General features: G+C 45.8%; 6 protein-coding genes. 1 reads left to right on the top strand and 5 read right to left on the bottom strand.

The window, feature by feature from the left end:
• Window positions 1-335 precede the first annotated feature (335 nt).
• The 5 genes from RMO55_RS18240 to RMO55_RS18220 all read right to left on the bottom strand — a co-directional run bounded on the left by RMO55_RS18240 (window position 336) and on the right by RMO55_RS18220 (window position 6,035).
• Window positions 336-1,388, bottom strand: a complete 1,053-nt coding sequence (locus RMO55_RS18240) for a leucine-rich repeat domain-containing protein (protein ID WP_310428922.1) — start codon at window positions 1,386-1,388, stop codon at window positions 336-338.
• Window positions 1,389-1,471: 83 nt separating this feature from the next.
• Window positions 1,472-2,014, bottom strand: a complete 543-nt coding sequence (locus RMO55_RS18235) for a hypothetical protein (RefSeq protein ID WP_310428920.1) — start codon at window positions 2,012-2,014, stop codon at window positions 1,472-1,474.
• Between the two features lie 263 nt (window positions 2,015-2,277).
• A complete protein-coding gene (locus RMO55_RS18230; RefSeq protein WP_310428918.1) occupies window positions 2,278-2,538 on the bottom strand; it encodes a hypothetical protein in 261 nt (86 codons plus the stop codon).
• A 268-nt stretch (window positions 2,539-2,806) separates the two neighbouring features.
• A complete protein-coding gene (locus RMO55_RS18225; protein ID WP_310428915.1) occupies window positions 2,807-5,203 on the bottom strand; it encodes a hypothetical protein in 2,397 nt (798 codons plus the stop codon).
• 133 nt (window positions 5,204-5,336) lie between these two features.
• A complete protein-coding gene (locus tag RMO55_RS18220; protein WP_310428913.1) occupies window positions 5,337-6,035 on the bottom strand; it encodes a hypothetical protein in 699 nt (232 codons plus the stop codon).
• A gap of 509 nt (window positions 6,036-6,544) precedes the next feature.
• Here RMO55_RS18220 and RMO55_RS18215 point away from each other — a divergent pair.
• The gene (locus RMO55_RS18215) at window positions 6,545-6,769 is read left to right on the top strand and encodes a hypothetical protein (RefSeq protein ID WP_310428911.1); all 225 of its coding nucleotides are present in this window, start codon (window positions 6,545-6,547) and stop codon (window positions 6,767-6,769) included.
• The last annotated feature ends 175 nt before the right edge of the window (window positions 6,770-6,944 follow it).

The following is a 6,944-nucleotide window of genomic DNA, read 5'->3' as shown; positions in this document are numbered from 1 at the left end:
TTAAAAATTGGCTGGAGTTGGGTTAAACAAGCTTTGAACAAGGGTTGGAATTTAATTTCTGCGATCTCTTTTGCTACTAATGTTGACCCTGAACCCGTCAAGGCTTCTCGTCTACAGCATCAACAAAGAACTTACCGAATTTAGTTTCAAGCTACCACTCTTATTTGGACTAATTAGACTTTTGTCAGTCAACCAGCTCCGTATGACTGCTGTAACCGCATTCTCGAAGTTTTTAATCTGGTCTTTATCCATCCCGCCTTTCTTCTCCTCATTGCCATTAATATTGAATTTGAAACCTCTGGATCAGGATTGAGGCTAATTGAATCGATATTAGCTCAAAAAGCTCTAATTAACCCCGTGCCATTAAAATCACAGACTGCGGGACGAAGCGGACAAACCTTAGTCTTCATTTTATTTTTGGAGACAACTAAAGTCTCTAGTTTTTGTAATTTAGCCAATGGTTTAATATTAGTAATTTTATTATTGTTTAGATTCAACCCTACTAACTGAGTGAGCGCGGCTATGGGTTGGATATCGACAATTTGGTTATCGCTAAGATTGAGTCCAGTTAGACGTTTCAATTCAGACAAAGGAGTTAAATTACTAATGCGATTGGAGTTGAGATTCAGGCTCCTCAAATCGATCAAGCGGGCGAGTGGTTGGACATGAGAGATTTGATTATTATTAAGGACGATTTTCTTTAAATTGGTTAAACCTGACAAAGCTTGAATATCGGTGACTCTGCTATTGGTAACTTCCAAAGTAGTTAAGGATTTCAGGTTAGCTAAGGGACTGAGATCGGCAATTTTGGTATCGATAAAACTGACTTCGGTTAATTGAGTCAAATTCTTCACAGCTTTTATATCTTGAATCGAGGTATACCAGAGTGTCAGTTTTGTCAAATTTGTCAGTTTCGCGATCGGTTGAATATTGACGATATTCTTACCTATCAGTCCCAAATCGCTCAAGTTATTCAAACTGCCCAGGGGTTTGAGATCGGTCAATTTATTGCTATTAATAACTAAAGTATCGAGTTGTTTCAGGTTGGCAAGGGGAGTGAGATCGGTAATATTATGACTATATAAGCTGAGTTTGCGTAAATTTGTCAGACTGGCGATCGGTTGGAGGTCGCTAATATCGGCAGAAGTGGGACTAGAAGTCAGCAGTTCGGTACGTTGGTTGAGATCGAGAGCCGCAGCTCGACAGTCTTGAGCCTGAGTTGCTTGCAATAAATAATCTACTGTTTTGCGCGTCTGGGGGGATAAAGAATTTCTTTGCTCGCACCATTGAGTAAAACTCTTCCCTGTTGGCACGTCTGCTATCACAATTGTCGCTGTATTAGGAACTAACGCGATCGACAGCAAACTCGTCAAAACCACCAATTTCATAAGCACAAAGTATCTTGTAAACCAAAATGATACCACTTAGTAAGCTCTTGAACTTCTTCTTCGATCGGCAATCAGGCGGATGATTAGCTGGCAGGGTTAGTCTCGTTCCCCGCTGCAAGACTCGCATTGACTCGACGGATGAGAACCCAATGGGCGATCCAAAAAGGCAGAGCTAACATCCCCGCAACCGCACCAACGGCATTCGGCAGTAAGGATACGATTTGTGCCGTACACCAACCCAATCCCGTCACCAAACCAAAGCTTTTAAACAATTGCAGTTTGCTGTTGCGCTCCGATTCTTTGCGTAAGGAACTCGCGACATTAGCAATAATGAAAAAATCCTCGACAAAGTTATAAGGAAATAGAAACATCAGCCACACGCTGCGAGGAGCTGCTTGCCGCGCTGCTGGAGATACCAATGACAGCGATAATTGCAGATCTCGACAATATAGAAAAACTAGCACGAGAAATCCGATCGTTGTCATGATGCCGCCCCAGCCCAGCATCATGACTTCTTTCAATACTCCACCTGCTACTGTGGGATGCAAAAACGGATAAGTCAAGGCATACGCCACTGGGATTGTGAGTGCAATTTTGACTAGGCTCAGTGCCGAGTTCCGGTTCATATGATTCAACAAATATCTAGTTATAATCTCAATTGTGGCTCGGCGGATGAGCCTGAGTTAGAACCCCCTCCATTCGGGTTTTTTGCGCATACGGGAACCCGTTGTATACCCATGATGGTCGTCCCAACCTGTACCTCGCCAGACCATTCCCACAAACATAGTTAGCCTGAGCCTAAGGCGCCCAACTTGCCGATACCAGTAAGCCCACGATCGATCCTGTCAGACTTGTAACCGATAATAGTTTCAAGATATAACTCCTTTGTTTAATAAATACGAAATACATGCTTGCAACTAACTCTCGATCGAAACAGCAACCATACATTCTGCAAGAACTTGGCACAGCCGACGCTAACAGGTAGCGTCGGCTGTGCCAAGATAATTGATCGAGAGTTAGTATCTTGGGCGATTTTCAAGGGTTTATGATAGACGATCGCATCTAGTTTAAGCCAAGAGAGAGACATTTTCCAACCCTGATGTAGCATTGGTGGTGTCGTCGATCGAATCGATCGATTGGTGGTTATCAAAAACCGATCGTCCCAAAGCTAATCAGTAAGTTTTTTGGATATACTAAGGACGCTTAGAAACTGGACTTTTCAGAATTACGCTAGATCCCCGACTTCCCATAGAAGTCGGGGATCTGTCCTCTAGCTTCTCGATCTGCAAAGTCTAGTATTTAGACGTTTGCAGTATAGCTATATCGATCGCCTAGAATCTTTGGGTAAGGCGTTGTTAGATTTTACTCAGATGGGGATATTTATTGTCGCAACGACCCGATCGATCGTCTAGTCCGTGCTAGAATCCGTATCGGATCGACATGGTAAAGGTATTATCGCGGTAAATATTTGATGTTGAGCCGAGGGTGCGACGAAAATCGATTTCGGCAGCATTCCAGCCCAGGTACAGCATGGAATCAGAACTAGGATCGAGAGCGTAGCTGAGATTGGCCCCATAGGGATTGGTCGAGATATTTCGATCGGCAACAGTATAAAACGCGCCGACGTTTAAGCGATCGGTCACTTTCCAACCCACATTAAACAGGGTTTTACTATCAGTCGATTCGGGTAAGATGTTACCGATAAATTGCGTACCCCCGATCGAGATATCACCGATATTGACATTTAGCCCCGCATTGACAAAACTTTGTGCCGAGCGCACGGGGAGTGACTGGATCGTAATCGAGCCATCGGCGATATAGTTAGCATTGACCCCGATCGTCAGATTGTTGCGGGGGTTGGCTCCGATGGCGATTGCTTGAGTCGTATTGACGGATAATTGGGTGGCATATTCTGGATCGGGATTGAGATAGCCGATCCCGCTCAAACTGTAGCTAAAACCCCGTGGATTGACGACTGAGTAATCGGCACCTAGATAAGCTTTGATATTTTGTGGTGCTTGCGAACTAGAGCCGATACTAGCGATCGCACCTGTATAGTACCGCCACAAGCTATTTTCCGTCAAACTCGTCCCCGTAAAACTCACATGGGGATAATAATCGGTGCGTTGGCGCAGTGTCTCGACATCGACGCGATCGACATCGCGATTGTAAACGGTGACATAGCCTTGACTATAGACATTTTGTAAGCTGCCCGAATTAAACCCAAAATTATTCAGATTTACCGCTACTGGAACGCTACCGCCCTCACCGCCGCCACTTTGGACGATCTGCGGATCGCGGCGCGTGACATAGTTATAATCGCGGACGACTTGCCGCTCGACGACAGGAGATAACCCGACCCAAATCGCTTGATGATTTGCTGCTGGCGGAATTTTGGGATCGGCACCCCGACTGATGGCATAACCCGTCCCCGCTTGATAGACAGTCTGACTGTTCTCAGGAATTCTAATCGCATTAGCCGCACGGTAGAGATTGGGATTGACGACGATCCGCTGACCTGATGTGCCAGGGGCGATACTGGGTCTAGCTTCTGGTAATACCTGCCCGAGGGCGACTACACCGAGATTGACTGCCCGATCGCGATCGTCTTTAACAAAAGTAGCCGATCGAATCGTCCGTCCTAGCACCGATTCCACGCCATTGGTGGCTAAATTCTGACTCATCCGCGTGTAATTGACCGCCACCCCAGAATTGATATCTTCGCGACGGCTGCCTGTGGAGACGGGATTGGCAGACCACGGAGTCGTAACTAGCCCGATCGCGGGGACGGTAAGATCGATACCATAATTCTCACCATTGGCACCACCTTGACATCCTGGCTCTCTAGTTGCGGCTATGGATGCGGGAGAAATAACATCGCCAAATTGCGAAGTAACAGTTACTCCCGTCGGCTGGAGTTGGCGATTGAGGTTGGATTCATCGATCTTCAGTCCTGGGAGAAACGTACAAGTGCGTCCCGAACCATCCAGACAATCGCCGTCGAGACTAATTTGTTGGCGCACGCCTAATAAGGTCTGGGGTTTGGAAACAGAGACCGTCAGATCGCGCTGGCGATCGATACTTCGCACGCCGACGGATTCGACTTGGCTATCGACGCGCAATACCACATCCTTGGTGACGCTTTGGATATTCTCGGCTTTGATGACTTTATAGACATTAAAATTGAGGTCGCTCGTCCGAAAATTTCCCGATTCGTAGCCAGTTTTGACGATCGTCGGCGTATAGTGCGAGATCTTATCCCCATTGAGGATAAATTGCGTCGAGAACGGATCGACTGTGGTGGGAGCGAGTGCGCGGGGTGGGATGATAAAACGTGGATCTGTTTTGGTCGGCGCATTTGGCGATTGCACCGCTGGCGTATTATTCGGTGCAACGATTAACTCCGGCGTGAGGATCGAGTTCAGTGGGTTGGTGGTATCGAGTCGAGGGATTGCAGGGATCGAGATCGGTGTGGACAGGGTAAAAATCGGGGTGAGATTGGGTACTTGGAATACCTGTGCCTGAAGCTGAGGTTCGCTCGGTGGAAGTTTTGGCTTGGGCTTAGTTGCGTTCTCTGTTTTTTGATCGGATTTGTCAAAAATCTGACTGGGTGAAATATTGTCACTGTCGAATAGATCGTCAGTTGGCTTGGCGGCTGGAGGCGTAGCTCTAACGTTACTCGCGAACACTACAGCCCAACCGAACAGCGCGATCGGGTAAGATACTAATTTGGTAGCAGTTTGAAGATAAATTAATAACCGTGCAGACATACTTAAATTAAGTCGCTCTCGCGATCGCGCTTCGAGTTCGGACAAAAAATATCCATCCTAGAACGTTCGTTCGGCGATACCTGTGGCGAACTAAACTAGCGATGGATAAATTGGCTGTCGATCGTCAATGTGGTCGCACCGACTCAGTGTGAGGTCTAGAGTCGGCGCGATTTAATTACTATTTGACAACTGCGGGGAGGTAATGCAAGCCAGCCGAAGAACCAGTGTACTCGTAGCTAGTACCTACGGAGCTAGTAGAACTCGAACTGGACTGTTTGCCAGTATTACTTTGTGAAGCACTAGCATTAGCACTAGCAGCTAATTTCAGATTAGCTTCGCTATTAGCACGATATTTAATGGACTCGATCTCTTCTTTAGTCAGGTTAGTGACTTTTTTGCCTTTAGTAGTACGGCTGAGTTTCTCAACTTCATAGATGGAAAGTGATTCCGAAGCTTTCTGACCAGCAGCAAATTCGATCGCAGCTTGTGCTTTGAATTCACTGTTGGCAGTAGACTCTGAAGCCATCTGCATCTTAGTCTGACTGTTGTAAGTTTCGTAGGAGAGAGTTACAGGTGCGCTATAGCCATTAGCAGTAGCACTAGTACCTCGTTTGCTGCTCTTAGATTCAGCGAACGCGCTAGTTTCACCAGTAGCTACAGCAGCGGAGAGTTCTTGAATTCCAGAACCGCCACCATTAGCAGTGCTACCGGGAGTAATAGTGAAGCTACCACTACCACCACTTTTTTGGAATTTGATCGATACCGCAGCAGCAGTAGAACCAGTATTTGGGCCAGCAGCAGCTACCATTGGGAAAGCAACAACACCAGCAGTAGTACTAGCAACGAGAGCGAGAGCGATTTTAGCAGTGAAATTCATCTGTTTTGACTTCCTATTTTGGGTTGAATAGTGTATAATTCAATCAGTGTTTTATTTGAGAACTCGTTAACAAACCCCACTTAAAAGTGATGATTGCTGAGTCTAGTGCTTCCAATCGACGATATCACTTTTAGATCGTCGAGCTGTTAGCGGGTTTCTTTGTCTTCCACATTCTCGAACTTAACGTTCGATCTCACGGCAAGCTCATTGAGTGTAACACTCACTTATTGCTCGAAACGCTTGTGGGAAGCTGCTTCCGAAACCGTTCATACTTTTATATTACAGGCACTTTTTCTACTTAACAAGTAGTGTATAGAATTTTACGTCATCTAGCCGATCGCTACTGAGAGGGATAAATGGCTAGAGTAATTGCCATAGCAAGATTGTTGAGATATATTTGCAAATAGCGCGATCGATTCTAGCAATCCTAAACATGCGATATTAGCGCAATCGATCCTAACTATCTATTTGTCTACTATGGCTATTTTAGCCAAAACGATTTAACCGTCATGGCGGCTGTGGCATCGCTGGAACGGGACACAATCATCGAACGTACCCAAGGCGGTAGAAAGGCAAAATCGAAGGGGGGTGGGTATGCTTACGGCTCTCCACAGTTTGGAATGCAATCGATCGAAGCTGAGTTAGTATCTGATGATGATGAAGTCGAGGTAATTAATATCATCCGTAGGCATCGCAGATCGGGTAATAGTTTCAATCGATCGCCAATTATTTGAACGATAATAATGTCAAAAGCAAGCGCGATCGAACTAGGGGTTTTTTGTACAAACCCTCGAAAAGAGGGAATAAGCAGATTTATATACTAGAGCTACTATTTTGAGGTGAAAATAGACACTCCCCAAAAAGCGAGGGTATTTCATCAACCCTCGAAAAATTAGTGAGATGGGGATT

The sequence above is a fragment of the Chamaesiphon sp. VAR_48_metabat_135_sub genome (assembly GCF_031418915.1).
Classification (GTDB): Bacteria; Cyanobacteriota; Cyanobacteriia; order Cyanobacteriales; family Chamaesiphonaceae; genus Chamaesiphon.
The sequence above is the reverse complement of the archived record's forward strand: the minus strand, read 5'-3'. Positions and strand labels throughout refer to the sequence as shown.